The following is a 23,579-nucleotide window of genomic DNA, read 5'->3' as shown; positions in this document are numbered from 1 at the left end:
GCCATCGAGCCATCGAGCCATCAAGTCATCGAGCCATCAAGTCATCATGTGGGCATGCGTATCGGGGAGTTGGCGACACGGGTGGGCCTGAGCAGGGACGCCCTCCGGTTCTACGAACAGGTGGGCATCCTCACCAGCGAGCGTCGGCCGAACGGCTATCGCGACTACCCGCCCGAGGCGGTCCCCTGGCTCGAATACGTCCGCACGGCCCAGGCTCTCGGCTTCTCGCTGGCGGAAATCGCCGAGCAGGGTGAGCAGTTGACCGAGGCCCCGGATCAAGCGGCGGCCCTGTCCGCCCTGTTCGCCGACAAGATCGCCCTCATCGACGCCCGCATGGCCGAACTGTCCACCCTCCGAGCCGAGTTGACGGCCCGCGCCGGCACGGGCTGCCCCCTGCGCAAGCAGCCGGAGCCCGTGCCGCGGGCGGCCAGACGGCCAGGATTCTCCGGGTGATCAGGACCGGCGGCACGAAGAGGACGCCGACCGCCGCGAGACGCAGCTGCGAGGCATGGCCGCCCGGGAGGTACCGGGCGGGCCGGATCACCCGCAAGGGCAGGTCGTCTCTGTCCACAGGTTGCTGACAAGAACACTTCAGGTTCGGCGTGGACTCTGATCCCCATGCATGGACACCGACCCCACACCCCCGCATCCGAGCGCAGCCGCCGCTGGTTCATGAACAAGGCGCTGCTCGCCGGCGGAGTCGCCGCCCTGGCGACCATGACGGGATGCTCCAACGACTCGTCGGACACGGCGAGTTCGTCCTCAGCCGCACAGTCCGGCGCCCCGAGCGGGATGCCCTCGGGCGGGCCCGGAGCCGGTGGGGGAGGAGGCGGCGGCATGGGCCCCGGGGTCTCCCAGGTGAAGTACAAGGACGTGAAGGGGGTCACCACAGACGGCAACGTCGTCGACGACCTGTTCACGATCCACTCGACCGGTGTCTCCACGGACGGACTGGTCAAGGCGGCGCAGGCGTTCCTGGACGGGCTCTCCGCGAAGGAGCGCAAGTCGTGCACCTTCGACGTCGACGCCGACGAGTGGACGGCCTGGAGCAACGTCGACGGCTACGCCCGCAAGGGCGTCCGCATGGGTGACCTCACGGAGAAGAAGCGCGACCTCGGTTACGCACTGCTCGGCGTCGCCCTCTCCGCCGACGGACTCACCCAGACCCGCAACATCATGAAGCTCAACCAGTTCCTCGGCGACTCCAACGGCGGCAACCAGAAGACCCTCACCGAGGGCCACTACTTCTTCACCTTCATGGGCACCCCGTCGACCACCAAGCCGTGGGGCTTCCAGTACGAGGGCCATCACGTCGCCATCAACTACTTCGTGCTCGGCGACCAGGTCGTGATGACCCCGACCTTCATGGGCTCCGAGCCGACCACGGCCACGTACAAGGGCGAGAAGATCAGCCTGTTCCGGCCGGAGACGACGGCCGGCCTGGCGATGATCCGCTCCCTCACCAAGGCCCAGCTCGCCAAGGCGGTCTCCTCGCAGGGCAACGGCAACGAGGACATGAAGGCCGGCGCCGGCTCGGACAACCTCAAGCTCGCCTACGCGGGCGTACGCGGCTCCGAACTCACCGCCGCGCAGCGGAAGAAGCTGCTCGCCGTGGCCCAGGTGTACATCGGCTACGTCAACGAGGGGCACGCCGAGGTCAAGATGACCGAGGTGGAGAAGCACCTCGGCGACACGTACTTCTACTGGATGGGCGAGACGAAGGACGACTCCGCCTTCTACTACCGCATCCACAGCCCGGTCGTGCTGATCGAGTACGACGCCCAGGCCCCGCTCTTCTACCACGAGGCCTCGTCGGCGAGCCCGAGCGCCAGCGCCAGTGCGAGCCCGAGCTCCAACGTCGGCGGCCCGCCCGGCGGCGGCATGGGCATGGGCGGCGGCACCCCGTCCCAGGAGCACATCCACACCATCGTTCGCACGCCCAACGGCGGCGACTACGGCGTGGACCTGCTGAAGCTGCACCTGGACAACGACCACTGACATATGCCTAATTGGGCCTTAAGCGCTATTTAGTCATTATGAATTCCTCATCGCCGCGATCTTGCTGATATGAAACCCCTTGGCCGAAAAAGCAATATCAGGGGTGTTTGTGGGGAAACGATTCAACTCCGGGACGCGGACCGGGGTGGTGATCGTCGGGGCGGGCCCGGCGGGGCTGGTCCTGGGGAACCTGCTCCTGGACCAGGGCATCGACTGCGTGATCCTGGAACGGCGCGGACGCGAGGCGGTGGAGGGGCGGGCCAGAGCAGGCTTCCTGGCCGCCCACTCCGTCCGCGTACTCACCCAACATGGCCTGGACACCGGCCTGTCGGCCAGGGGTCATACGCACCGGACCTGCCTCTTCCGTAGCGAACAGGGTGAATTCACCCTCGACTACGGCGAGTTGGGACGCGGCGAGGTCCACACCGTCTACCCCCAGCAGGAGTTGGTACGGGACCTGCTCGCCGAGTACCTCCGACGCGGCGGCGAGATCCGCTTCGGCGTCGAGGTCGAGGAGATCTCCGAGGGCCGGGTCCGGACCCGCGACGGTGCGGAGCTCACCGGGCGCTACGTCGCCGGCTGCGACGGACACCGGGGCGTCGCCCGCGCCACCCTCACGGCCCAGGGCACCCGCACCGCCCGCTGGGACCACGGCGTGAGCTGGCTGGCGGTGCTGGCCGAGGCCCCGCCGAGCCTCGCCGCCGTCGGATACGCCCTGCACGCACGCGGATTCGCCGGCCACATGGCCCGTACGGCGACCGTCACCCGCTACTACCTCCAGTGCCCGCGCGGCACCGCCCCCGCCGACTGGAGCGAGGACCGGATCTGGACCGAGCTGGAACTCCGGCTCAGGACAGCCGAGTTCGGCGCGCTGAAGCAGGGCCCCGTACTGGAGAAGACGGTCGTCGACCTGCGCTCCGACGTCCTGGACAGCCCCGGCGCCGGACGCCTCTGGCTGGCCGGCGATGCCGCCGGACTCATCAGCCCCTCCGCCGCCAAGGGCGCCAACCTCGCCGTACTCCAGGCCGAACGCCTCGCCCAGGCACTCGCGTCGGCGCTGACCCGCGACGACGAGAGCGACCTCGCCCGCTACGCCGCCGACTGCCTGCCCCGCGTCTGGCGGGCCCACGAGTTCTCCCACTGGATGAGCACGCTCCTGCACGGCCCGACGGCCGAGGACGCCGAGGCCCGCTACGGCCGCGCGCTCCAGTACGCCCGCCTCGACAGCCTGCGCACCTCCCGCACGCACCAGGACTTCTTCGCCGAGAACTACACCGGCATCTGACCCTCCCCACGATCACCGGGACCCCACATGAACCTCCCCGTCGTACAGGCGCGCCTTGCCGAGGCCGACGTACACCGCATCCGGCGCGCGGCGGCCTACGTCGAGGCCCACGACACGGACGCCGTCCTGGCCGAACTGCTCCCCGACCTCACCCCGCCCGAACGGGCCGACGTGGCCCGCCACTTGGTCTTCGACCACACCGCCGTCCTGGTCTTCCCCGACTCCCTCGACGGCCTGTGCGAGGAACTCCGCCGACAGGGCTTCGCCCCCGGCTCCGTCACCCCGAGCGTCGTGGTCCGCGAACGCCTCGCCCGCCGCTACGGCCCCGCCCTCGCCGAGACCCCGGTCGCCATCGTGCACGTCACGGCAGGCACCCGCAGCGTGGAGATCTTCGCGCTCCCCGTCCCCCCGGACTCCCCCCTGGAGGCGGTGGCGGCAGACGAACGCACCGCCGAGCACGAGTCGCACCACGCCTTCGCGGTCACGACCCCCGGCCCGGTGGTCCCCGCGGGCCTACGGCTCCTGCTCCAGGAGCGGGGCGGCGCGGTCCCCGACGGCGGCGGCTACAACGGCCACGAAAACGTCACCGTCCTCTACCACCGCACCCGAACCCACCGCCGCTTCGAACTCCGCCTCCCCGGCCGCCACACCCCGCTCCCCGACCCCACGACCTCACTCCTCGGCGTCATGACGGGAGCCTGGGCCACCCAAGCGGTCGCCACGATGGCCGAGTTGCGCATCGCCGACCACCTGGCCGACCACCCGGGCACCGACGCCGACACCCTGGCCCACCTCACGGCCACCCACCCGGAGGCACTGCGCCGCCTGCTCCGCTACCTGACCTCACTGGGCCTGCTCACCTCGTCCGACGGCACCTACCACCTCACCGCCACGGGCCAACCCCTGCGTACGGGAACGGAGTTCAGCCTCCACCCCTTGGCACGCCTCTACGCGGGCCCGTTCTACGACTCCTTCTCCGGCCTGACCCACTCCGTACGCACCGGCCAGGAAGCCTTCGCCCACCGCTACGGCCGGCACCATTTCCCGTATTTCGCCCAACACCCCGAACTCGGCGACCTCTTCCACCGCGCGATGGCGGCGAGCGCGGAAATGTTCGCCCCCGTACCCACGCTGATCGACTTCTCGGCCGCACGACGCGTGGTCGACGTGGGCGGCGGAAACGGCGCCCTGCTGTCCCGACTCCTGCGCACCCACGCCCACTTGGAGGGCGTCCTGCTGGAACGCCCGGAAGCCCTTGAGGCGGCCCGCCCCCGACTCCCCGAGCGCTGCACCTTCGTACCGGGCGACTTCACCGAGTCGGTCCCGGAGGGCGGCGACATCTACCTCCTGTCCCGAGTCCTCCACGACTGGGACGACGACCGCTGCCTGACCATCCTCGACAACTGCGCCAGGGCAATGCGCCCGGGAACCCAACTACTGCTGGTGGAACGCCTGTTGCCGACCCCGACGGCGGTGGCGTGGGACATCCACATGCTGTGCAACGTGGGGGGACGGGAGAGGGACGAGGACCACTACGGCCTACTGCTGGAGAAGACGGGCTTCGAGGTAGAGGGTTGTTACGCGTTGCCATTGGGGGCGTCGCTACTCAACGCCGTGAGAAATTAGGGGCGCGGGGAACTGCGCGACCAGCCCCCACCCACCCGCACCCGACAACGAGACCTAACCGGCCTGCCCCATCCCCGCAGCATTGGGCCAACTCTGCGCATTGGGCCACCCGGTCGCAGGCGCCGGCGCAAGATTCTGCATCCCGTTGGGACTGGTAGCCCCCCGCACCTGCGCGGCCGTAAGCCCATTACGCGCAGGCACACCAGTAGGCGTAGGCCCCTGAGGAGCCGGCGCAGGCGTACCGTACGGCTGCTGCTGGGGCTGCTGCATCACCGGCATCTGCTGCGACACCTGAGCCAGCTGCTCCGGCATCTGCGCAACGGGCTGCATCGGCATCTGCGGAGCCTGCGCCGCGGCCACCATCGGCTGGTACTGCGGCTGCTGCTGAGGCTGGGGCTGCGGCACAGGCACAGGCTGTGGCTGAGACACCGCAGCCGCCGGCGCCTGCATGGGCACGGGCTGCGGCTGCACAGGCATCTGCGCGATAGCCGCAGGCATCTGGATGCCCGCACCGTTCGTCGCCCCGACGAGCCGGTCCACGGCCGCCGTACCCGAGCTGTAGCTGGTCCCTGTGCTCAGCTCGGGCACGGCGGCTCCCCTCCTGGTCCCGTAGAGCACCTGTTCCAGGCCGGACACCAGGCGACGCACGTCCACCTGGGGGCGCACCACGAGACGCAGGAAGCGGCTGGACGAACCGATCTTGTTGCCGCACTCGCGGACCAGGATGCGGTGCTCGGTGAGCATCCGGTCCCGGACCACGGTCCCCTCGGCGCCCACGGGGAGGCGTACGAAGAGGAAGTTGCCCTGCGACGGATAGACCGTCAGGCCGGGCAGCGCGGAGAGATGGCTCGCCATGTCGAGCCGGTCGCGGCGCACCTGCTGGAGGCTCTGCGCGTACTCCGCGCCGTGCTCCTTGAGGATGAACACCACGTGTTCCGCGAACGCGTTGAGGTTCCACTTGGGGAGCATCGAGCGGACGCGGCCGGCGAGGGCGGGGTTGGCGACGAGGTAGCCGAACCGTATGCCGTGCAGGCCGAAGTTCTTGCCGAGGCTGCGCAGGACGACCACGTTGGGGCGGATCATCGCCTCTTGTACGACGCTGGGTTCGACCTCGGCGTCGGCGAACTCCAGGAACGACTCGTCGATGACGATGAGGTCGAGGTCGGCCATCGCGTCCATGAACTGGACGAGGGCCTGCTTGTGCTGGAAGCCGCCGTCGGGGTTGTTCGGGTTGCAGATGACGGCGACCTTGGTGTTGCGCTTGCGGATGAACTCGGCGTACTGCGCGAGGTCCAGGGCGAAGCCGTTGGACTCCTGGAGCGGGAACATGTCCACCCGCTTGCCGGTCTCCATGGGCTGGTCGGTCCAGCGGCCGAAGGTGGGGACGGGGATGGCGAGCGACTCGCGGACCAGCAAGTGGTCGATCCAGGTGATCAGTTCGGTGGAGCCGTTGCCCATCGCGACGCAGCTCGGCGGGAGTTGGAGCAGATTGCAGAGCTCGGCCGTGATGGTGTCGGCGCTGCTCGGGTAGTACGTGATGATCTCGCGCAGCCGGGCCGCCATCTGGTCGAACATGGCGGGGGTGGGGAAGTACGGGTTGCACGGGATACAGAAGTCCACGGGGCCTGTGCCGTCGCTCTCACGCGCCAGCGCTGCCATCGACGGGCTGTGCGCCGCCGTACTGCGGAACAGCGAGGTGACGTTGGAGTCGGCCAATGGAACCTCCGTATGAAGGCGGGCCCGGCGGGGACGACCGGGCCCGTCGTCTTGGGTGGCCCGCGCGGGGGAGCACGGGCCGCCCTTGAATACGGAGACGAGAGTGGCACTGTTCAACGGATGTGAAATTAGTGTGAGTTCGGGAACCCCTGACCCGAGTCTCGCGTCACGTGGCGGATGGTCACGCGCTGAACGTGTGGATCGTCGACGTCTTGTACGTCTGACCTGGCCTCAGCACCGTTGACGGGAAGTTCGCGTGGTTCGGCGAGTCCGGGAAGTGCTGGGTCTCCAGGCAGAGCGCGTCGCCCTGGCGGTAGGTGTGGCCGCCGGTGCCGGTCAGGGTGCCGTCGAGGAAGTTGCCGGAGTAGAACTGCAGCCCCGGCTGGTCGGTGGCGATCTTCAGGGTGCGGCCGGAGCGCGGGTCGTGCAGGGTCGCCGCGTGCTCGGGCTTCGCGGTGATGCCCTTGTCGAGGACCCAGTTGTGGTCGTAGCCCTTGGCCTGCACCTGCTGGACGTGCGCGGCCCGGATGTCACGCCCGATCGGCTTGGTCTTGCGGAAGTCGAAGGGGGTGGCGGAGACCTTGGCCAGTTCGCCCGTGGGGATCAGCCCCGAGTCGGTGGGCGTGTAGCGGGCCGCGGGGATCGTGAGCTCGTGGTTCTCGATCGTGCCGCTGCCCTCGCCGGCGAGGTTCCAGTAGACGTGGCTGGTGAGGTTGACGACCGTGGCCTTGTCGGTGGTGGCCTCGTAGTCGATGCGCCAGTCGCCGTGCTTGTTGAGCGTGTACGTCACCTTCACCTTGAGGGTGCCCGGGTAGCCCATCTCGCCGTCGACGCTGGTGTAGTAGAGGTGCAGGCCGACGTCCGAGCCGGCGGTGAAGCCCTCCACGTCCCAGATGTGCTTGTCGAAGCCCTGGGTGCCGCCGTGCAGGCTGTTGACCCCGTCGTTGACGGAGAGCTGGTAGCTCTTGCCGTCGAGGGTGAACTGGCCCTTGGCGATACGGTTTCCGTAGCGGCCGATGAGCGCGCCGAAGTACGGGGTCTTCGCCACGTAGTCGGCGATGTTGTCGAAGCCCAGGGAGACGTTGGCGTACTTGCCGTGCCGGTCCGGGAGTTCGAGGGACTGGACGACTCCGCCCCACGACAGCACCTTGAGCCGGGTGCCGCCGTTCTCCAGCGACCAGCGGTAGACCTTGCTGCCGTCGGCGAGGGTGCCGAAGAGTTCCTTCACGGGCTTTCTGCCTCCGGATGCCGCCTGCGCCGTACCTGTACCGAGGGCGCTCGCGGCGATGCCCGCCGCTGCCGCGCCTGCAATGACCGTGCGTCTGTTCAGTTCCATCGAGCGGCTCCTGCACATGGAAGGGGCCCCGCCGTGCTGTGCGTGTGACAGACGTGCGGGGCCCGGGCTGAAATTACGAACCGGACTTGCGTTTGTTCCACACGTCGAAGCCGACCGCGGCCAGCAGGGCGAGGCCCTTGATGACCTTCTGCCAGTCGGTGCCGACGCTGAGGAGGTTCATGCCGTTGTTCAGCACGCCGAGGACGAGACCGCCGATGATGGCACCGAACACGGTGCCGACACCGCCGCTCATGGACGCGCCACCGATGAACGAGGAGGCGATGGCCTCCAGTTCGTAGCCGTCGCCCGCCTTCGGCGAGGCCGCGTTGAGGCGGGCGGTGATCACCAGACCCGCCAGGGCCGCGAGCACGCCCATGTTCAGGAACACCTGGAAGGTGACGCGCTTGTCCTTGACGCCGGACAGCTTCGCGGCCGGCAGATTGCCGCCGATCGCGTAGATGTGGCGGCCGAAGACCGAGTTGCGCATCACATAGCCGTAACCGGCCACCAGGACGGCGAGGACGATCAGGATGATCGGCGCGCCGTTGTAGCTGGCGAGCAGCAGGGTCAGCCAGAGGATCGCGGCGACGATGACGACGAGCTTGAGGAGGAACAGCTTCGTCGGTGCCACGTCGAGCGAGAACTCCTGCTGGCGTCGGCGGTCGCGGAACTCCTGCCACACCACCGCGGCGATCATCACCAGGCCCAACAGCAGCGTGATGTTGTGGTAGTTGGTGTTCGGGCCGACCGCGGGCAGGAAGCCGTTGCCGAACTTCTGCAGACCGTTGGGGAACGGGCCCAGGGTCTGGCCCTGGAGGAGGATCTCCGTGAGGCCGCGGAAGAGCAGCATCCCGGCGAGGGTGACGATGAACGACGGTATGCCCGCGTAGGCGATCAACAGCCCCTGTATCGAGCCCGCCACCGCGCCCATCAGCAGGCACAGCACCAACGCGACGGGCCACGACACATGGTGATTGACCATCAGGACCGCCGCGAAGGCGCCCACGAACGCCGTGAGCGAGCCGACCGACAGGTCGATGTGCCCGGCGATGATGACCAGCATCATGCCGATCGCGAGGATCAGGATGTAGCTGTTCTGCAGCACCAGGTTGGAGACGTTGCGCGGCAGCAGCAGGTCCCCGCCGGTCCAGATCTCGAAGAGGACCATGATCAGACCGAGGGCGATCAGCATGCCGTACTGCCGCATGTTGCGCCGCAGGCCGTCCAGCACCAGCCACAACAGGCTGCCGCCCGCGGCCGATCCGCTCTTGCCCGGTGGCGCGGGGGCCGGGCTCTTGGCGGTCACGTCCGTGCTCATCGCGTTACCTCTTTGTCCTTCGTCATCTGGCGCATCAGCACTTCCTGCGTGGCCTCGGCCCGGGGCACCTCACCGGTCAGCCGGCCCGCCGCCATCGTGTAGATGCGGTCGCACATGCCGAGCAGTTCCGGCAGTTCGGAGGAGATGAAGACCACCGCCTTGCCCTCGGCGGCGAGTTGGTCGATGACCGTGTAGATCTCGTACTTGGCGCCCACGTCGATGCCGCGGGTGGGCTCGTCCAGGATCAGCACCTCGGGACCCGCGAAGATCCACTTGCTGAGGACGACCTTCTGCTGGTTGCCGCCGGACAGCTTGCCCACCGGCTCGAACACCGTCGGTGCCTTGATGTTCATGGACGTGCGGAACCGCTCGGCGACCTGCCGTTCCTCGTGCTCGTCCACCACACCGCGCTTGGCGACCTTGCTCAGGGCGGTCAGCGAGATGTTCCGGTTGATCGTGTCGATGAGGTTCAGGCCGTAGTGCTTACGGTCCTCCGTGACATAGGCGATGCCGTGCTGGACCGCCTCCGCGACGGACTTGGTGCGGATCTCCTGGCCGTCCTTGAGGACCGTGCCGCCGGCGTACCGGCCGTAGGAGCGCCCGAAGACGCTCATGGCGAGTTCGGTGCGGCCGGCGCCCATGAGTCCGGCGATGCCGACGATCTCGCCCCTGCGCACATTTATTGACACATCGTCAACTACCTTGCGCTGCTGGTCGATCGGGTGGAACACCGTCCAGCCGCGGATCTCCAGCGCGGGCGCCGCCTCGGGCTCGCCCGCGTACGCGGTGCGCTCGGGGAAGCGGTGGTCGAGGTCCCGGCCGACCATGCCGGAGATGATCCGCTCCTCGGTCGTCTCCGGCGCCTTCACGTCGAGGGTCTCGATCGAGCGGCCGTCGCGCAGGATCGTCACCGAGTCGGCGACCCTGCGGATCTCGTTCAGCTTGTGCGAGATGATGATCGAGGTGATGCCCTGGTTCTTCAACTCCAGGATGAGATCGAGGAGTTTGCCGCTGTCCTCGTCGTTCAGCGCCGCCGTCGGCTCGTCGAGGATGAGCAGCTTCACCTTCTTCGACAGCGCCTTCGCGATCTCCACCAGCTGCTGCTTGCCCACGCCGATGTCGGCGACGCGGGTCTCCGGGTGGTCGCTCAGACCCACCCGGCGCAGCAGCTCGGTGCCGTGCCGCAGCGTTTCGCTCCAGTTGATGAGCCCGCGCGTGGCGTGCTCGTTGCCGAGGAAGATGTTCTCCGCGATCGACAGGAACGGCACCAGCGCCAGTTCCTGATGGATGATGACGATGCCTCGGTGCTCGCTGGCCCGGATGTCACGGAAGCGGCACTCCTCCCCTTCGAAGAGGATGTCGCCCTCGTAACTGCCGTGCGGATGGACGCCGGAGAGCACCTTCATCAAGGTGGACTTCCCGGCGCCGTTCTCACCGCAGATGGCATGGACCTCGCCCTGACGGACCGTCAAAGTGACGTCCGACAGCGCTTTGACACCGGGAAAGGTCTTGACGATCGAGCGCATTTCCAGGACGGGTCCCGCCATGGTCGTGCCTTCCAATCAAGTGTGGGGTGGGTAACGGGCGGCGGAACTACTTGAGTTGCGCGTCCGTGTAGTACCCGCCCTTGACCAGCACGTCCTCGTAGTTGGACTTGTCCACGCTCACCGGCTGCAGCAGATAGGCCGGGACGACCTTGGTGCCGTTGTCGTAGGTCTTGGTGTCGTTGGTCTTCGGCGTCTTGCCGTTGAGCACGTCGTCGATCATCGTGTCCGCGACCTTGGCGAGCTCACGGGTGTCCTTGTAGACGGTCTGCGTCTGCTCACCCGCGATGATCGACTTCACCGACGCCAGCTCGGCGTCCTGGCCGGTGATGACCGGCAGCGGCTTGCTGGCCGAGCCGTAGCCGTCCGACTTCAGCGCGGACAGGATGCCGATGGAGATGCCGTCGTAGGGCGAGAGCACCGCGTCGACCCGGCCGGTCTTGTACGAGCCGGTGAGGATGTCCTCCATGCGGTTCTGCGCGGTGGTGCCGTCCCAGCGCAGCGTGGTCACCTTGTTGAGCGCGGTCTGCCCGGACTTGACGACCAGTTCCTTCTTGTCGATGTACGGCTGGAGCACGCTCATCGCGCCGTTGAAGAAGTACTTGGTGTTGTTGTCGTCGTTCGAGCCGGCGAACAGCTCGATGTTGAACGGGCCCTTCTTGCCGCTGTCCAGACCGAGCTTCTGGATGAGGTACGTGCCCTGGAGTACGCCGACCTTCGTGTTGTCGAAGGAGGCGTAGTAGTCGACGTTCTTCGTGCCGAGGATCAGGCGGTCGTAGGCGATGACCGGGATCTTCGCGTCGGCGGCCTCTTGAAGCACGTTGTTCAGCGACTTGTTGTCGATCGCCGCGATGATCAGGCCCTTGACGCCCTGGGTGATCATGTTCTCGATCTGGGAGACCTGGGTGTCCGGGTCGTCCTCGCCGTAGACCAGCTTGGTCTTGTAGCCCTTGGACTTGAGGTCCTGGACCATGTTGTTGCCGTCGGAGATCCAGCGGGCGGAGGACTTCGTCGGCATCGCGATGCCGATCGTGCCTCCCTTGGCACTGCCCGCTTTCTCCTTGCTGCCGCCGGAGCCGCTCTGTCCGCACGCGGACAGGGTCAGCGCGAGGGTGGCGGCGCCGGCTATGAGGGGGAGGGCGCTTCTGCGGATGCGCATGTGAACTGGCCTCATTCTTCTCGTCGTTGAGAGGTACAGCGAGTGCGTGGATGCGGGATTGTTCGGTTGTGTTGTGTGGTGCGGGCCCGGTGGGGGCTTGTCGCGCCCCGCGGCGGAGCCGCAATTCGATGCGGCCCCGCGCCCCTGGAAAGCGGGCCGGTGTTGACAGGTGCGGGTGATGCCGGGTGCCTTGGAAGGCGGGGCCGTATTCACAAGGGGCGCGGGGAACTGCGCGACCAGCCCCCACGCACCCGCGGCCCCGGACGCTCAGCCCGTGGCAGCCTCGACCGGGAAACGGTTCAAGGACCCCGGCAACCTGGAACCCAGCGGAGCCATGTCGCCGTCCGCCCCGTGCCGGGCGAGCAGGTCGAGGGCGAGACGACCCCGACGCACCCGCTCGCGCGCCGTGTCGAGGGTGACGTCCCGCAGATGGGTGCCCCACGGGTAGATACCGGGGGCCTTGGAGAGGCCGAACTTCAGGTACAGCGGGGCCCCGCGGCGGATCAGCTCCGCGACCTCGTACATCCGGATGTAGCCACCGAGGTCGTCCGGCGCCTCGATGTACATGTCCATCGGAGCCGCCGACACCCGCCGGATCTCGGTGAGGTGATCGAGCGTCAGATCGCTGGGCACGTTGAGGGAGTCGGCGCCGAGCTGCTCGTAGACCGCGTACGCGGCCGGGTTGACCGGACCGATCAGCGCCGAGACCTTGAGCGTGGTGTCCGCCGGGATGATCCCGGCGATCCGCGCCCGGTGCAGCGTCCACAGCACGCCCTCGTCGGCGACGAGCAGGCACTTGACGCCCAACTCCGTTGCCCGCACGGCGTCTTCGATGCAGCCGGCGACCGCGTCGTGACCCCGGGCGCGCAGGCCCCCGCCGCGCGAGTCGGAGCGGACCGAGCCGCCGATGTCCCAGGTCCCGCGCGGACCGGTGAACAGGCAGAGCTCGATGTCGCGTTCGGCCGTCGCCTCGACCATCTCGGTGATCTCGGCGTCGGTCAGCATCCACACGCCGCTGCCCTGGCTGATCCGGTGGATCGGCACGTCGAGGCGCGAGGACTCCTTGAGGATGACCGCCAGCGCCTCGGGGCCCTCGCAGGAGGGGACCTCGGTGCGCCAGCGGCCGCCGCCGGGGAAGGTGTGCGGCGAGGCGTCGGCGGGGTCGAGGGCGGGCGCGCCCAGGCCGAGCGCGGAGAGCGCCTGCTCCCCGGGCCTGCGGGCTGCCGTGGCGGTGTCGGTCACTGGCTGTCCTTCGTGTTCGGTATTTCGGACGCGGTTCGCGGCTCGGGGTACGGAAAAACTGTGGTGGTACGTCGGCACGGGGTGGTCAGGACACCCCGTGCCGACGTACGGCTTGGGGTTTCTACGGCCGCAGCAGCACCTTGCCGACCTTGGGATCGCCGGACCCCACCAGCTCGATGGCCTGCGGGAACCCGGCGAGCGGAAGCTCATGGGTGACCAGCGGAAGCGGATCGAGCAACCCCGCCCCGAACACCCGCACCGTGTGCGCCCAGGCGTCCGGCGGTGCCCCGAAGACGGTGTGCACCTCCAGCTGCCGTACGACGAGATCGGTCGGGTCGAGACCCTCCGCGCCCGGTGCCGGGATCCCGGTGAGGACCAGGCGCCCGCCACGCCTCAGCAGGGCGGCTCCCGTACGGGCCGCGTCCGCCGAGCCGGCGGTCTCGATCACCACGTCGAAGTCGTCGGGGAGCGGTTCGTTCTTGGTACGGAAGTCCGTGGCGCCGAACTGCTCGGAGAGGGCCGCGCGGTCCGGACGGGAGCCCACGACCAGGAGTTCGGCGGGGGAGTTCGCCCTGAGGAACTGGATCGCGAACATGCCCAGGGTTCCGGTGCCGACCACGGCCACCCGCTCGCCCGGCCGCGCGTTCGCCTTCAGTGCCGCCGCCGCGATGCAGGCCGCCGGCTCCAGCAGCGCCGCCGCCGTCAGGTCGGCCTCGTCCGGGAGCACATGGAGCAGCCGGGCGGGGAGGGTGAGGGTGGTCGCCATCGCGCCGGGCTGGGTGAAGCCCGTCTCCTCGTAGCCCGCCGAGCACAACGTCGTCTCGCCCGCATGACACCGGTCGCACACCTGGCAGTTGCGGAAGCCCTCACCAACGACCTTGCGGCCGACCAGACTTGACGGCACCCCGGCGCCGACCGCCTCCACCGTCCCGGACCACTCGTGGCCCGGGGTGAGGGGGTAACGGACGTAGCCCTCGGGCCTGTTGCCCTGGTACACCTCGCGGTCGCTGCCGCAGATGCCGACCGCGTGGACGCGCACGAGCGCCTCGCCCGCGTCCGGCTGCCGGGGCTCGTGCGAGACCACACTGTGCTCGCCCGGTCCCGCGACGACGACCGCCGTGCTCACTTCGAGCCCTTCGGCTTGCGCTGCTCCCAGCCGTCCGCCCACAGGTCGAACCGGGCCTGCTGCTGCGGGAACTCGGCCGCCGCGTCGACGTCCAGCTCGACGCCGAGACCGGGCGCGTCGGAGAGGTGGAAGTAGCCGTCGATCACCTGAGGGGCACCCTTGACGACCTTCTTGATCTCCGCGTCCGCGAAGTCGTTGAAGTGCTCCAGGATCTTGAAGTTCGGTGTGGAGAAGCCGACTTGGAGCGAGGCCGCGGTCAGCACCGGCCCGCCCACGTTGTGCGGGGCGACGAGCACGTAGTGCGCCTCGGCGGTCGCGGCCAGCTTGCGCGTCTCCCAGATGCCGCCGATGTGACCGACGTCCGGCTGGATGATGTCGACGGCCTGGCTCTCGAACAGCTCGCGGAACTCGACGCGGTCGTGGATGCGTTCACCCGTGGCGACCGGGATGTCCACCTTCGCGGCGACCTTCTCCAGCGCCTTCAGGTTCTCCGGCGGAACCGGCTCCTCCAGCCACGCGGGCTTGAACGGCGCGAGTTCGCGCGCGAGCCGTACGGCGGTGGAGGGTGAGAAACGGCCGTGCATCTCCAGCATCAGCTCGGCGTCCGGGCCGATCGCGTCCCGTACGGCCTCGATGAGCGAGACGGCGTACAGGGTCTGCTCGTGGTCGAGTTCGAAGTGCCCGGTCCCGAACGGGTCGATCTTCAGCGCCTTGTAGCCGCGCTCCATGACCCCCTGGGCGGCCTTGTGATAGGCCTCCGGGGTCCGCTCGGTGGTGTACCAGCCGTTGGCGTACGCCTTGACCTTGTCGGTGACCTTGCCGCCGAGCAGCTGCCACACCGGCACACCGAGGGCCTTGCCCTTGATGTCCCAGCAGGCCATCTCGATGACGGCGATGCCGGACATGACGATTTCGCCTGCACGGCCGTAGTCGCCGTACTTCATCCGGCGTACGAGGTCTTCCAGGGCGAACGGATCGGAACCGAGAATGTGGTTTGCCTCGGCCTCGCGCAGGTAACCGATCAGCGCGTCGGTGTGGCCCAGCATCCGGGTCTCGCCGACGCCGGTGACGCCCTCGTCGGTGTGCACTTGGACGTACGTCAGATTGCGCCATGGCGTCCCGACCACGTGCGTGCTGATTCCCGTGATGCGCACGGCAGATGCCCCCTGTGCTCTTCAGTGCTGTTCGAAATTTCGGCTCACGTTCGAAATGCTGGGCAGACAGTAAGGACGACGGGGGTGGGGTGTCAATGGGTCGAACATGTAACGGTTTCGGCAAGGGGGTCGATCGGAGATCCGGGCGAGCGACCGGTTTTCCTTGCACAACTTTCACAGCCGTGACTATGAACGTTACCTGTCAGGAACTTAGTCTTCGGGCGTCATGGACTATTGCCACCCCTGCGGCCGGCACCTGAACGGCGCCCTCGCGTGCCCGGGGTGCGGCGCGTCCGCCGAAGTGCCCGTCGTATCAACTCCTGCCTACGAGACGGGAGTTGACGTGCGCTCACAAGCGGACGGTGGGGGCGACCGGCCCTCCGGCGCCGGTGGGTCGGATGGCGAGTCGGGCGGCGGGCCGTATGAGGAGCGCGGCGGCGAACACGAGGGCCACGGCAGCGAACACGAGGAGCGCGGCAGCGCACGCGAGGGGCGCGCCGCGCGGCGGAGGAGCCGCGGACGGGGCGACAGTGGCGGTGACGGCGGCAGCAATGGTGGCGGCGGCCGTGACGGTGACGGCGGCAGTGACGGTGGCGGTGACACCGAGGGGCCCGAGGCGGTCGGTGCGAGTCGTCGCGATCGCAAGGCCGCGGCACATCGCCGGCGGCGGCGCCGGGTGCTGCTCGTCACGGCCGGGTTCGTCCTGGCGGCCGGTGGGCTGAGTCTGGCCGAGCTGGGCACGGACGCGCCGTTCTCGACCTCGAAGCCCGCGGCGCCGGGCGACGCGTCTGCGGAGGGTGCGGCGTCCTCGGAGGCGAGCGGTACGGCCGAGCCCTTGGGCGACACGAAGACTGCGGGGGCGGGTACGGGGTCGGCGTCTCCGGATGCGTCACGGTCGGCTTCGCCTTCGGAGTCCGGGAAGGGGACGAAGAGTCCCTCCGCGTCGCTGACGCCGACGACCGCCGCAGGTCACACGTCCCCCACGTCGACGTCCACGACGAATCCGGTGACCACTCCGACCTCGGAGCCCTCGTCGTCGGAACCGAGTCCTACGCCGTCGCCTTCGGAAACCTGCAAGCAGATCCTGTGGTGGTGTTCCTGAGGCGTTCGGCTTGGCTTGCGGGGCGGGGCGGGGCGGGGCGGGTTGGGGTTCGGGGTTGAACGGTCAGATTTCCAGCATCCGTCGCAGCAGGCCTCGGAGTGCCAGTCTTTCGTCGTCCGACAACCCTGCGAGTGGTTCTCGGGCGAAGCGCAGTGATTCGCGCAGGCTACGGGCCACCTGGCGTCCTTCGTCCGTCGCCGCCGCCAGTTTCACACGCCTGTCCGCGGGATCGGGGCGGCGTTCCACCAGGCCCCGCGTCTCCAGCCGGTCCACGATCCCGGTGACGTTGGACGGCTCGCACTTCAGCTTCTGCGCCAGCTTCCGCATCGGCAGCGGCTCAAGCGACAGCAGGCTCAGCAGTCGCGCCTGCGCGCCGGTCAGCGAGTGGTCGTCCGCCGCCTCCTCGTAGTCCTCGTAGAACCGCGCCACGACATCGCCGATCAGCTCGACGACCTCCAGGGTCACGGGGTCGGCGCGGCGCGTCTTGTCGGAGCGCGTCTTTTCGGGTGTGGACATGCGCTCCAGCGTACCCCGTTACTTGACATCATGAAATATTCAGAGGCATGGTTGTTTCAGGTACTGAAGTATTTGGGTCTCCCTGCGACAAGACCCGCACGGAGACCCGCACGGAGACACGAAGGAAGGCGCTTGTGATGATCAACCGCGAATGGCACCTGCTCAGCCGTCCGGTCGGCTGGCCGAAGCCCGAGGACTTCGCCCTGGTGGAGACCGAGACCCGGGCCCCCGGCGAGGGCCAGGTGCTGGTGCGGAACAAGTACCTCTCCGTCGACCCGTACATGCGCGGCCGGATGAGCGCCGCCAAGTCCTACGTCGCCCCGTTCGAGCTCGGCAAGGTCATGCAGGGCGGTGCGGTCGGCGAGGTCGTCGAGTCCAACGCCGAGGGCTTCGCGGTCGGGGACCACGTGCTGCACTTCGGCGGGTGGCGCGAGTACGCGACCATCGACGCCAAGGGCGCCGTCAAGGTCGACCCCGACCTCGCCCCGCTCTCCACCTACCTCGGCGTCCTCGGCATGACCGGCCTCACCGCCTACGCCGGGCTGCTGCGCACCGCGTCCTTCAAGGAGGGCGACTCGGTCTTCGTCTCCGGTGCGGCTGGTGCCGTGGGCAGCCAGGTCGGGCAGATCGCCAAGCTCAAGGGGGCGTCGCGGGTCATCGGCTCCGCGGGGTCCGATGAGAAGGTCAAGCTGCTTGTGGAGGAGTACGGGTTCGACGCCGCCTTCAACTACAAGAACGGGCCCGTCAGTCAGCAGCTGCGCGAGGCTGCTCCGGGTGGCGTCGATGTGTACTTCGACAATGTCGGGGGTGAGCATCTTGAGGCTGCGATTGGTTCGTTGAACGAGCGTGGGCGCATTGCCATTTGCGGCATGATCTCCGTCTACAACAGCACCGAGCCGGCTCCCGGGCCGAAGAACCTCGGGCGGCTCATCCAGACCCGGGGGCGTATCGAGGGCTTCCTCGTCGGCGACCACTACGACCTTCAGCCGGAGTTCGTCCGGGAGGTCGGCGCTTGGGTGGCTTCCGGTGAGCTGAAGTACCGGGAGACCGTCGTCGAGGGGATCGAGAACAACCTTGAGGCGTTCCTGGGGCAGCTGCGGGGGGAGAACACGGGGAAGATGATCGTCAAGCTTTGAGCGGGCGGTGTTGAGAGGGGTCCGGGGAGCTGGGCCGGTGTGGTGGGCGCCGGGTTGGTGGGCCGGGCTGGAAGGTGTTGCGCAGCTGGGCCGGTGGGGGTGCCGGGTTGGTGAGCCGGTGGTGAGCCTGTGGTGGGTGGGTGCCGGGGAGCTGGGCCGGTGTTGGGTAGGCGCCGGGTGGCTGGGCCGGTGCTGGAACAGGCGCCGTGCGCGCACCTCTTTTGGTTCGGTCGCCTTCGGGGCGCCTGAAGCCGGTGTCGAGAGCCCCACCGTGCTCAGCCCTTCGGGCCTCCGCGCGCTGGGCCTCTCGACACCGGCGCGCCCCTGCGGCTCCCTCTCGGCCGGCGCGTGGGGGCAGTGGGAGTTGGTGGGCCCTCACCGGTGGTGAGGGCTTGCGCCGTTGGTTTTAGTTGGCCAGGGCTGCTTGGTGGGCGGCTTGGACCAGGCGGGTGTTTTCCGGGGCCGGGCCGCCGGGGAGGGTGAAGCGGCGGCGGGTGTAGCCGTAGGTCAGGCCGGTGCGGGGGTCGGCGAAGGCCTGGGAGCCTCCGGCGCCGCTGTGGCCGATCGTGCCGGCGCTCAGGAACGGGTACCAGGTGCTTGCCGTCGCCTGGAAACCGAGGCCGTACGCCCGGTGCGTGCCGGTGATCATGTCGTGGCCGACGGAGTGGAGCTGGCCGAACTCCGCCACCGTGTCCGGCTTCAGGAGCGGGGCCCGGTCCTCGACCACGCTGATCGCCGCCGCGTAGAGGCCTGCCAGGCCGCGTGCCGATGCCACTCCGCCGACCGATGCGGGGCCCTTGGCGCGGATGGATGGTTGGTTGGGGAGCGATGCGAGTTCGGTGGGCTGGGCCGCGTGTTCGTTGAAGGCGATCCCGGCGAGGCTGCGGCGGTCGTCCGGTGCGGCAGCGACCAGGGCCGGTTCGTCGGAGGAGGGGAGTGGTGGGTGGGTGGTGCGGAAACGGGGCTCCTGGGTGGAGGGGAGGCCCAGGTAGAAGTCCAGGGCGTAGGGGGCGCGCACTCTCTCCTCGTACACGTCCTGGAGGGAGCGGCCTGTGGCTCGTCTTACGATCTCGCCGGTCAGGGCGCCGATGACCAGGGCGTGATAGCCGAAGGCCGTGCCGGGGCGCCAGAACGGGCGTTGGTCGGCGAGGCGTTCGGCGACCGCGCGGTCGTCGGCCAGTTCGTCAGGGGTGAAGCCGGTGTCCGTGCCGATCAGACCCGCCCGGTGCGCGAGCAACTCGCGTAGAGTCAGCGCGCCTTTGCCCTCGGATGCGAACTCCGGCCAGTAGTAGGTGACTTTGCGGTCCAGTTCGAGGGTGCCGTCCTGGACCAGCAGGGCCACCACGAGGTGGGCCGCGCCCTTGGTGGACGAGAACACGCCGTAGAGGGATTTGTTGGTGGTGTCGGGCGGTCCGGCCCAGAGGTCTACGACCTGTCGGCCGTGTACGTATGCGCACAACTGGCCCTCGTAGTCCGCGCGTTCCATCGACACGAACGCGGCGAACTCCTCTCGGACTGTTTCGAAGCCGTCGGCTACGGTGCCGTGGATCTCCTGGGTCATCCGCTCTCCTCAACTGATCCGCTGCTCGCGTGTGCCATGGTGAACAACGCCTGTCCGACCTGCGGGAGTTCCCCCTCGGACCTCCTCCTGGTTCCAGAGATCGGTACGGCGAGCGGCACCCGTTCGACTCAATGGGCCAGGGAAGACGCGGGGAAGGTGTTGGTGTCACCGATGCCCGGATGTCGCATTCAGGGGGGTGGGGAATGGGCATGCTGAGCACAGGTACCGGGCCGCCGGCGGCGGGCGGCGGGTGCATGGAGAGGGGTTCCCGTGGCGACCATTCCTTCGCTTCCCAGTAGGGATGATGTGGTGCGTATGGCGCGCAGCACCGGCGACATCACCGGACAACTTCTGGACACCGCCGGGAACATCACCAGAATCGCCATCAACACCCTTGATCCACGGGACGGTTCGGGTGCCGAGGCGCTGCGGGTGCTGCGGGAGACCACCGCGGAACTGGCCGAGGCGAGTGCTTCGCCGCAGGCTCAGGAGGCGTTCTATCGGATCGTCGATACCTTGACCCGGCTCGGTACGACCGGTGCGCCGCTGGCCGTGCATCCGGTGAGTCAGCCGGCGCAGGTGTTGTTGGGTGTGCTCGGGGACAGTCTGTTGCCCGTTCTGGATGCGGTGGAACCGGCGGTCGAGGAGTTCGCCGCGGCGCTCGGAGATCTGGTCGAGGCTGCCTCCCCGTTGCTGCCCGCGGCGGCGGGCATGGCGGCCGGCGTCCTGCTCGCCCTCACCCCGCTGCTCCGCGCGGCGGCCGACGCCCTGGGCGACTCCTCCCCAGAACTCCGGCGCATCGCCGAGGCGTTGACGGCGGCGCTGGCTCCCCTGCTGCCCCAGCAGGTGGCCCTCGCGCAACGGGCGGCCACTGCGGGCGCGAAGGTCCTCCGCGCCACCCTCCCGCCCCTCGCCGACCTCACGGAGGCCGCGGCCGCGACGACGAAGACGGCCGTGCCGGTGGTGGTCGCGGGCGAGGAGTTGTTCGTCTCGGCCCTGGAGCGGGTCCAGCCGGTCCTGCTGGCCGCGGCCTTCCGCGCGGGGCGGGTGGCCCGGGCCACCGCGGTCCGGGTGACCGCGGCGGTGTCACCCGCGGCGGACCAGGGGGTTGTGGTGGCGGTGTCGACCGCCTAGGGCGGGACTGGAACCCGTTCCACCCGTTCGGTGCCGACGCTGAGTAAGGTTCTCCCCATGCATGATCTTGGGGCGGGATTCGGCTATCTCCTGAAGGGCCAGCGCTGGGTGGCCCGGCACGGGCGGCAGTACGGGTTCGGTCTGATTCCCGGGCTGATCACGCTGGTTCTCTATGTCGCGGTGCTTGTCGCGCTCGCGGTGTGGGGTGACGACTTCGTCGGCTGGGCCACGCCCTTCGCGGACCACTGGTCGAGTCCGTGGCAGGGCCTGTTCCGGGGATTTCTCACGGCGGTCCTGTTCGTACTGGCCCTGCTGCTCTCGGTGTTGACCTTCACGGCGGTCACGCTGCTGATAGGGCAGCCCTTCTACGAGACCCTCTCCGAGAAGGTCGACCGGGACGTCTCGCCCGACGGCACGGCCCCCGAGTCCGGTCTCCCGCTCTGGCGTGAACTGTGGATCTCGGCCCGGGACAGCCTCCGGGTTCTGGTCCGTGCGCTCGTGTGGGGCGTGCTGCTCTTCGCGCTGGGGTTCCTGCCCTTCGTCGGGCAGACCGTCGTTCCGGTGATCGGGTTCTTCGTCACCGGGTTCTTCCTCACCGAGGAGTTGACGGCCGTGGCCCTGCAGCGCCGAGGCGTCGACCTCCGGGCCCGCCTCACTCTCCTCCGCGCCCGCAAGTCCCTGATCTGGGGCTTCGGCACCCCCCTCGGCCTGGCCTTCCTGGTCCCGTTCGTCGCCGTCTTCCTGATGCCGGGTGCGGTGGCGGGGGCGACGATGATGGCGCGGGAGCTGTTGGGCGAGGAGACCGAGGGGAGCGACGAGGGGGAGGACGGGGAGAGCGGGCCCGCGTCAGTCGACGGCTGACGCGTCCATCGCCGCCGTCACCATCGCCTTCACCTGCGCGATGATGTCCACCCGGTTCTGTATGAACTGGGGATCGGTGATCGTCCCGGTCGCCGGGTCCGTGTTGCCCGCTCCGAACTGCAGTACCGGCGTGTGGATATGGCCGCCCGGCAGCGAGTCGTGCAGGCCGAGCCGGTCCCGCAGCAGGGTCGCGCGGTAGGCGATCTCGTTGGAGAGGTAGTTGCCGCCGCCACCGGCGCGGGCTGTGGAGCCGGGGGTGGGGCCGTCCGGTTGTACGACGGGAGTCGTCCCGCCCGCCGGGATCTCGGTGACGTCGGTGTGGTCGTACACGGGGAAACGCCCGGTGTTCGCGGCCACAATTGCCTTGTACGGCAGGGTCGTCGACGTCCACTGGGGCTGCGAGGCCGGGTCGGTGACCGGGATGGTCTCCGTGCGCGAGATGGTGTCGTTGTCCGGATATCCGCCCCGCCAGGCCCCGTTGGTCCGCTCGATGTCGAACCGGCCCACCCGTCCCTGGCTCACGGTGGTGAACAGGTCCACCTTCGGCAGGTACGGCCGCAGCGTCCGCTCCACGGTTCCCTCGGCGAAGTCCGCCCAGCGCACCGGGAACAGGGCCGTCTCGATCCGCGCCGGGCCGTCCGCCGTCCGGATCACCGTGCCGTCGAGCGCGAGCGCGGTGGCCCCGGACGGGTTGGAGATCCTGATGTCCGCGTCCAGCGTGAACGGGTCGAAGCCGGTCACCAGGATCCGCTTCAGTCCCTTGGTGGGGGCGGGGTAGCGGATGCTGCTCCGACCGCGGGAAGTCTGTTCCAACTCCGAGAGCAGTGCGGTCCGTTGGGCGCTGCTGATGCCGAACTCCGGTTCCCAGGTCCGCACTTCCCTGGTCATGCCCAACCGCGCCCAGTACAGCGGCCGGTCGTCGTCCCTGCTGAGGTCCCCACCGGCGGGGCCCCGGCCCTGCGCGCGGTCGACTGCCCGCTGCCACAGGGCGGTTCCTTCGCGTGCGACGACGCGGCGGGCCTGCGCGTAGCTGTGCGCCCCTTCGAGCGCGTGGGTGAACTCCGGTGCCACGGTGTCGAATCCGGAGTGTTCGAGGATTTCCCGGGGGACCGCCCTGTCGAGCCGTTGTTCCTCGACGGTCGGGGGGAGCGTGGTGTCGGCCGCCGCCGTTCCGGTGCCGGGGGCGGAGAAACCGGCCAGCAGGGCCAGTCCGAGGATGCCTGTCCGAACTCGTATGACGTTCAAAGTGGTTGAGGCCTTCCATCGCAGTGGGGTGCGGTGCCGGACGGCCGCAGTATCGCGTGACGCGAGTGGTCTACGCCACGGGTGCGACGGACGATCCGGTCCCCCGCCTCCCCGGCCGGGACGGAGTGATCCGCTCCGGGTGATACTGCCGCTCATGACGGCAGTGAAGACAGCGAAGACAGCGAACCTCGGCGTGCTCTTCGCCATTGAGCTCGGCGCCCTGGTCGCCGTCGCCTACTGGGGGTTCACCCGGGACCTCGCCACCCCGCTGACCTGGCTGCTCGGTCTCGGCGCGCCCGTCGTGCTCGCCGTGGCCTGGGGGCTGTGCGGTTCACCCAAGGCCAGGTACAAGACGCGCGGGGCCGGTCGGGTCGTCTTCGAGGTGGTGTGGTTCGGTGCGGGCGTTGCCGCGCTGGTCCTTGCCGGGGCCTACGACTGGGCGCTCGTCTTCGGCCTCGTGTGCGCGGTGAGCAAGACGCTCGCCGTCATCTGGCGGCAGGTGTAGGGGAGTCGGGTGCCC

The 23,579-nt window shown here is 68.8% G+C and carries 20 protein-coding genes and 1 pseudogene; 9 read left to right on the top strand and 12 right to left on the bottom strand.

Annotation, left to right across the window (positions count from 1 at the left end):
* The first annotated feature begins 54 nt into the window (after positions 1–54).
* From ACWDEW_RS40685 to ACWDEW_RS40670, 4 genes are all read left to right on the top strand, one after another.
* Positions 55–453: a MerR family transcriptional regulator gene (locus ACWDEW_RS40685; protein WP_450520134.1), complete on the top strand. Its 399-nt coding sequence runs from the start codon at positions 55–57 to the stop codon at positions 451–453.
* Positions 454–618: 165 nt separating this feature from the next.
* Positions 619–1,998, top strand: a complete 1,380-nt coding sequence (locus tag ACWDEW_RS40680; protein ID WP_450520132.1) for a DUF3500 domain-containing protein — start codon at positions 619–621, stop codon at positions 1,996–1,998.
* 109 nt (positions 1,999–2,107) lie between these two features.
* Positions 2,108–3,283, top strand: coding sequence for a 4-hydroxybenzoate 3-monooxygenase (locus ACWDEW_RS40675; RefSeq protein WP_450520130.1), 1,176 nt, complete (start codon positions 2,108–2,110; stop codon positions 3,281–3,283).
* Positions 3,284–3,310: 27 nt separating this feature from the next.
* Complete coding sequence (locus ACWDEW_RS40670) at positions 3,311–4,909, top strand: methyltransferase (protein WP_450520128.1); 1,599 nt, start codon at positions 3,311–3,313, stop codon at positions 4,907–4,909.
* Positions 4,910–4,963: 54 nt separating this feature from the next.
* On the opposite strand, the gene ACWDEW_RS40665 is transcribed toward ACWDEW_RS40670, so the two are convergent.
* From ACWDEW_RS40665 to ACWDEW_RS40630, 8 genes are all read right to left on the bottom strand, one after another.
* Positions 4,964–6,625, bottom strand: coding sequence for an aminotransferase class I/II-fold pyridoxal phosphate-dependent enzyme (locus ACWDEW_RS40665; protein WP_450520126.1), 1,662 nt, complete (start codon positions 6,623–6,625; stop codon positions 4,964–4,966).
* A 181-nt stretch (positions 6,626–6,806) separates the two neighbouring features.
* Positions 6,807–7,961, bottom strand: a complete 1,155-nt coding sequence (locus ACWDEW_RS40660) for an aldose epimerase family protein (protein ID WP_450520124.1) — start codon at positions 7,959–7,961, stop codon at positions 6,807–6,809.
* A gap of 73 nt (positions 7,962–8,034) precedes the next feature.
* On the bottom strand, positions 8,035–9,279 hold the full coding sequence (mmsB, locus tag ACWDEW_RS40655; RefSeq protein ID WP_450520122.1) for a multiple monosaccharide ABC transporter permease: 1,245 nt from the start codon (positions 9,277–9,279) through the stop codon (positions 8,035–8,037).
* Positions 9,276–10,826, bottom strand: coding sequence for a multiple monosaccharide ABC transporter ATP-binding protein (gene mmsA / locus ACWDEW_RS40650; RefSeq protein ID WP_450520120.1), 1,551 nt, complete (start codon positions 10,824–10,826; stop codon positions 9,276–9,278). Before mmsA ends, mmsB begins: the two co-directional genes overlap by 4 nt.
* Positions 10,827–10,872: 46 nt before the next feature.
* On the bottom strand, positions 10,873–11,982 hold the full coding sequence (chvE, locus tag ACWDEW_RS40645; RefSeq protein WP_450520118.1) for a multiple monosaccharide ABC transporter substrate-binding protein: 1,110 nt from the start codon (positions 11,980–11,982) through the stop codon (positions 10,873–10,875).
* A 267-nt stretch (positions 11,983–12,249) separates the two neighbouring features.
* The gene (locus tag ACWDEW_RS40640) at positions 12,250–13,224 is read right to left on the bottom strand and encodes a hypothetical protein (protein ID WP_450520116.1); all 975 of its coding nucleotides are present in this window, start codon (positions 13,222–13,224) and stop codon (positions 12,250–12,252) included.
* Between the two features lie 121 nt (positions 13,225–13,345).
* A complete protein-coding gene (locus ACWDEW_RS40635) occupies positions 13,346–14,350 on the bottom strand; it encodes a zinc-dependent alcohol dehydrogenase (protein ID WP_450520114.1) in 1,005 nt (334 codons plus the stop codon).
* Positions 14,347–15,504, bottom strand: coding sequence for a mandelate racemase/muconate lactonizing enzyme family protein (locus ACWDEW_RS40630; RefSeq protein ID WP_450520112.1), 1,158 nt, complete (start codon positions 15,502–15,504; stop codon positions 14,347–14,349). The genes ACWDEW_RS40635 and ACWDEW_RS40630 overlap by 4 nt, the downstream gene beginning before the upstream one ends.
* 226 nt (positions 15,505–15,730) lie before the next feature.
* On the opposite strand from ACWDEW_RS40630, the pseudogene ACWDEW_RS40625 reads away from it, so the two are divergent.
* Positions 15,731–15,961, top strand: a pseudogene (locus ACWDEW_RS40625) (SCO2400 family protein); the annotation flags it as partial.
* On the opposite strand, the gene ACWDEW_RS40620 reads toward ACWDEW_RS40625, so the two are convergent.
* On the bottom strand, positions 15,854–16,162 hold the full coding sequence (locus ACWDEW_RS40620) for a hypothetical protein (protein WP_450520215.1): 309 nt from the start codon (positions 16,160–16,162) through the stop codon (positions 15,854–15,856). The pseudogene ACWDEW_RS40625 and the gene ACWDEW_RS40620 sit on opposite strands and share 108 nt — an antisense overlap.
* 507 nt (positions 16,163–16,669) lie before the next feature.
* Positions 16,670–17,122 (bottom strand): MarR family winged helix-turn-helix transcriptional regulator, encoded by a 453-nt coding sequence (locus ACWDEW_RS40615; protein ID WP_450520110.1) that lies wholly within the window; start codon positions 17,120–17,122, stop codon positions 16,670–16,672.
* A 137-nt stretch (positions 17,123–17,259) separates the two neighbouring features.
* On the opposite strand from ACWDEW_RS40615, the gene ACWDEW_RS40610 reads away from it, so the two are divergent.
* Complete coding sequence (locus ACWDEW_RS40610) at positions 17,260–18,258, top strand: NADP-dependent oxidoreductase (RefSeq protein WP_450520108.1); 999 nt, start codon at positions 17,260–17,262, stop codon at positions 18,256–18,258.
* Positions 18,259–18,664: 406 nt separating this feature from the next.
* On the opposite strand, the gene ACWDEW_RS40605 is transcribed toward ACWDEW_RS40610, so the two are convergent.
* Complete coding sequence (locus ACWDEW_RS40605; protein ID WP_450520106.1) at positions 18,665–19,819, bottom strand: serine hydrolase domain-containing protein; 1,155 nt, start codon at positions 19,817–19,819, stop codon at positions 18,665–18,667.
* A gap of 315 nt (positions 19,820–20,134) precedes the next feature.
* On the opposite strand from ACWDEW_RS40605, the gene ACWDEW_RS40600 reads away from it, so the two are divergent.
* Complete coding sequence (locus ACWDEW_RS40600; protein ID WP_450520104.1) at positions 20,135–20,953, top strand: hypothetical protein; 819 nt, start codon at positions 20,135–20,137, stop codon at positions 20,951–20,953.
* Between the two features lie 57 nt (positions 20,954–21,010).
* Positions 21,011–21,814, top strand: a complete 804-nt coding sequence (locus ACWDEW_RS40595) for an EI24 domain-containing protein (RefSeq protein WP_450520102.1) — start codon at positions 21,011–21,013, stop codon at positions 21,812–21,814.
* On the opposite strand, the gene ACWDEW_RS40590 is transcribed toward ACWDEW_RS40595, so the two are convergent.
* Positions 21,800–23,059: a pyroglutamyl peptidase gene (locus ACWDEW_RS40590; RefSeq protein WP_450520100.1), complete on the bottom strand. Its 1,260-nt coding sequence runs from the start codon at positions 23,057–23,059 to the stop codon at positions 21,800–21,802. The two genes, ACWDEW_RS40595 and ACWDEW_RS40590, sit on opposite strands and share 15 nt — an antisense overlap.
* 154 nt (positions 23,060–23,213) lie before the next feature.
* On the opposite strand from ACWDEW_RS40590, the gene ACWDEW_RS40585 reads away from it, so the two are divergent.
* Positions 23,214–23,564, top strand: coding sequence for a YrdB family protein (locus ACWDEW_RS40585; protein WP_450520098.1), 351 nt, complete (start codon positions 23,214–23,216; stop codon positions 23,562–23,564).
* The last annotated feature ends 15 nt before the right edge of the window (positions 23,565–23,579 follow it).

It is taken from the genome of Streptomyces sp. NPDC001100 (assembly GCF_053598575.1).
Note: the sequence above shows the minus strand (reverse complement) of the source record. Positions and strands in the feature narration are given on the sequence as shown.

Coding starts and splice junctions, on each gene's coding strand:
- ACWDEW_RS40670 (WP_450520128.1), top strand. CDS start 3,311: ATGAACCTCCCCGTCGTACAGGCGCGCCTTGCCGAGGCCGACGTACAC.
- ACWDEW_RS40595 (WP_450520102.1), top strand. CDS start 21,011: ATGCATGATCTTGGGGCGGGATTCGGCTATCTCCTGAAGGGCCAGCGC.
- ACWDEW_RS40660 (WP_450520124.1), bottom strand. CDS start 7,961: ATGGAACTGAACAGACGCACGGTCATTGCAGGCGCGGCAGCGGCGGGC.
- chvE (WP_450520118.1), bottom strand. CDS start 11,982: ATGCGCATCCGCAGAAGCGCCCTCCCCCTCATAGCCGGCGCCGCCACC.
- ACWDEW_RS40620 (WP_450520215.1), bottom strand. CDS start 16,162: ATGTGCCGCGGCCTTGCGATCGCGACGACTCGCACCGACCGCCTCGGG.
- ACWDEW_RS40680 (WP_450520132.1), top strand. CDS start 619: ATGCATGGACACCGACCCCACACCCCCGCATCCGAGCGCAGCCGCCGC.
- ACWDEW_RS40600 (WP_450520104.1), top strand. CDS start 20,135: ATGGCGCGCAGCACCGGCGACATCACCGGACAACTTCTGGACACCGCC.
- ACWDEW_RS40615 (WP_450520110.1), bottom strand. CDS start 17,122: ATGTCCACACCCGAAAAGACGCGCTCCGACAAGACGCGCCGCGCCGAC.
- ACWDEW_RS40605 (WP_450520106.1), bottom strand. CDS start 19,819: ATGACCCAGGAGATCCACGGCACCGTAGCCGACGGCTTCGAAACAGTC.
- mmsA (WP_450520120.1), bottom strand. CDS start 10,826: ATGGCGGGACCCGTCCTGGAAATGCGCTCGATCGTCAAGACCTTTCCC.
- ACWDEW_RS40585 (WP_450520098.1), top strand. CDS start 23,214: ATGACGGCAGTGAAGACAGCGAAGACAGCGAACCTCGGCGTGCTCTTC.
- ACWDEW_RS40685 (WP_450520134.1), top strand. CDS start 55: ATGCGTATCGGGGAGTTGGCGACACGGGTGGGCCTGAGCAGGGACGCC.
- mmsB (WP_450520122.1), bottom strand. CDS start 9,279: ATGAGCACGGACGTGACCGCCAAGAGCCCGGCCCCCGCGCCACCGGGC.
- ACWDEW_RS40610 (WP_450520108.1), top strand. CDS start 17,260: ATGATCAACCGCGAATGGCACCTGCTCAGCCGTCCGGTCGGCTGGCCG.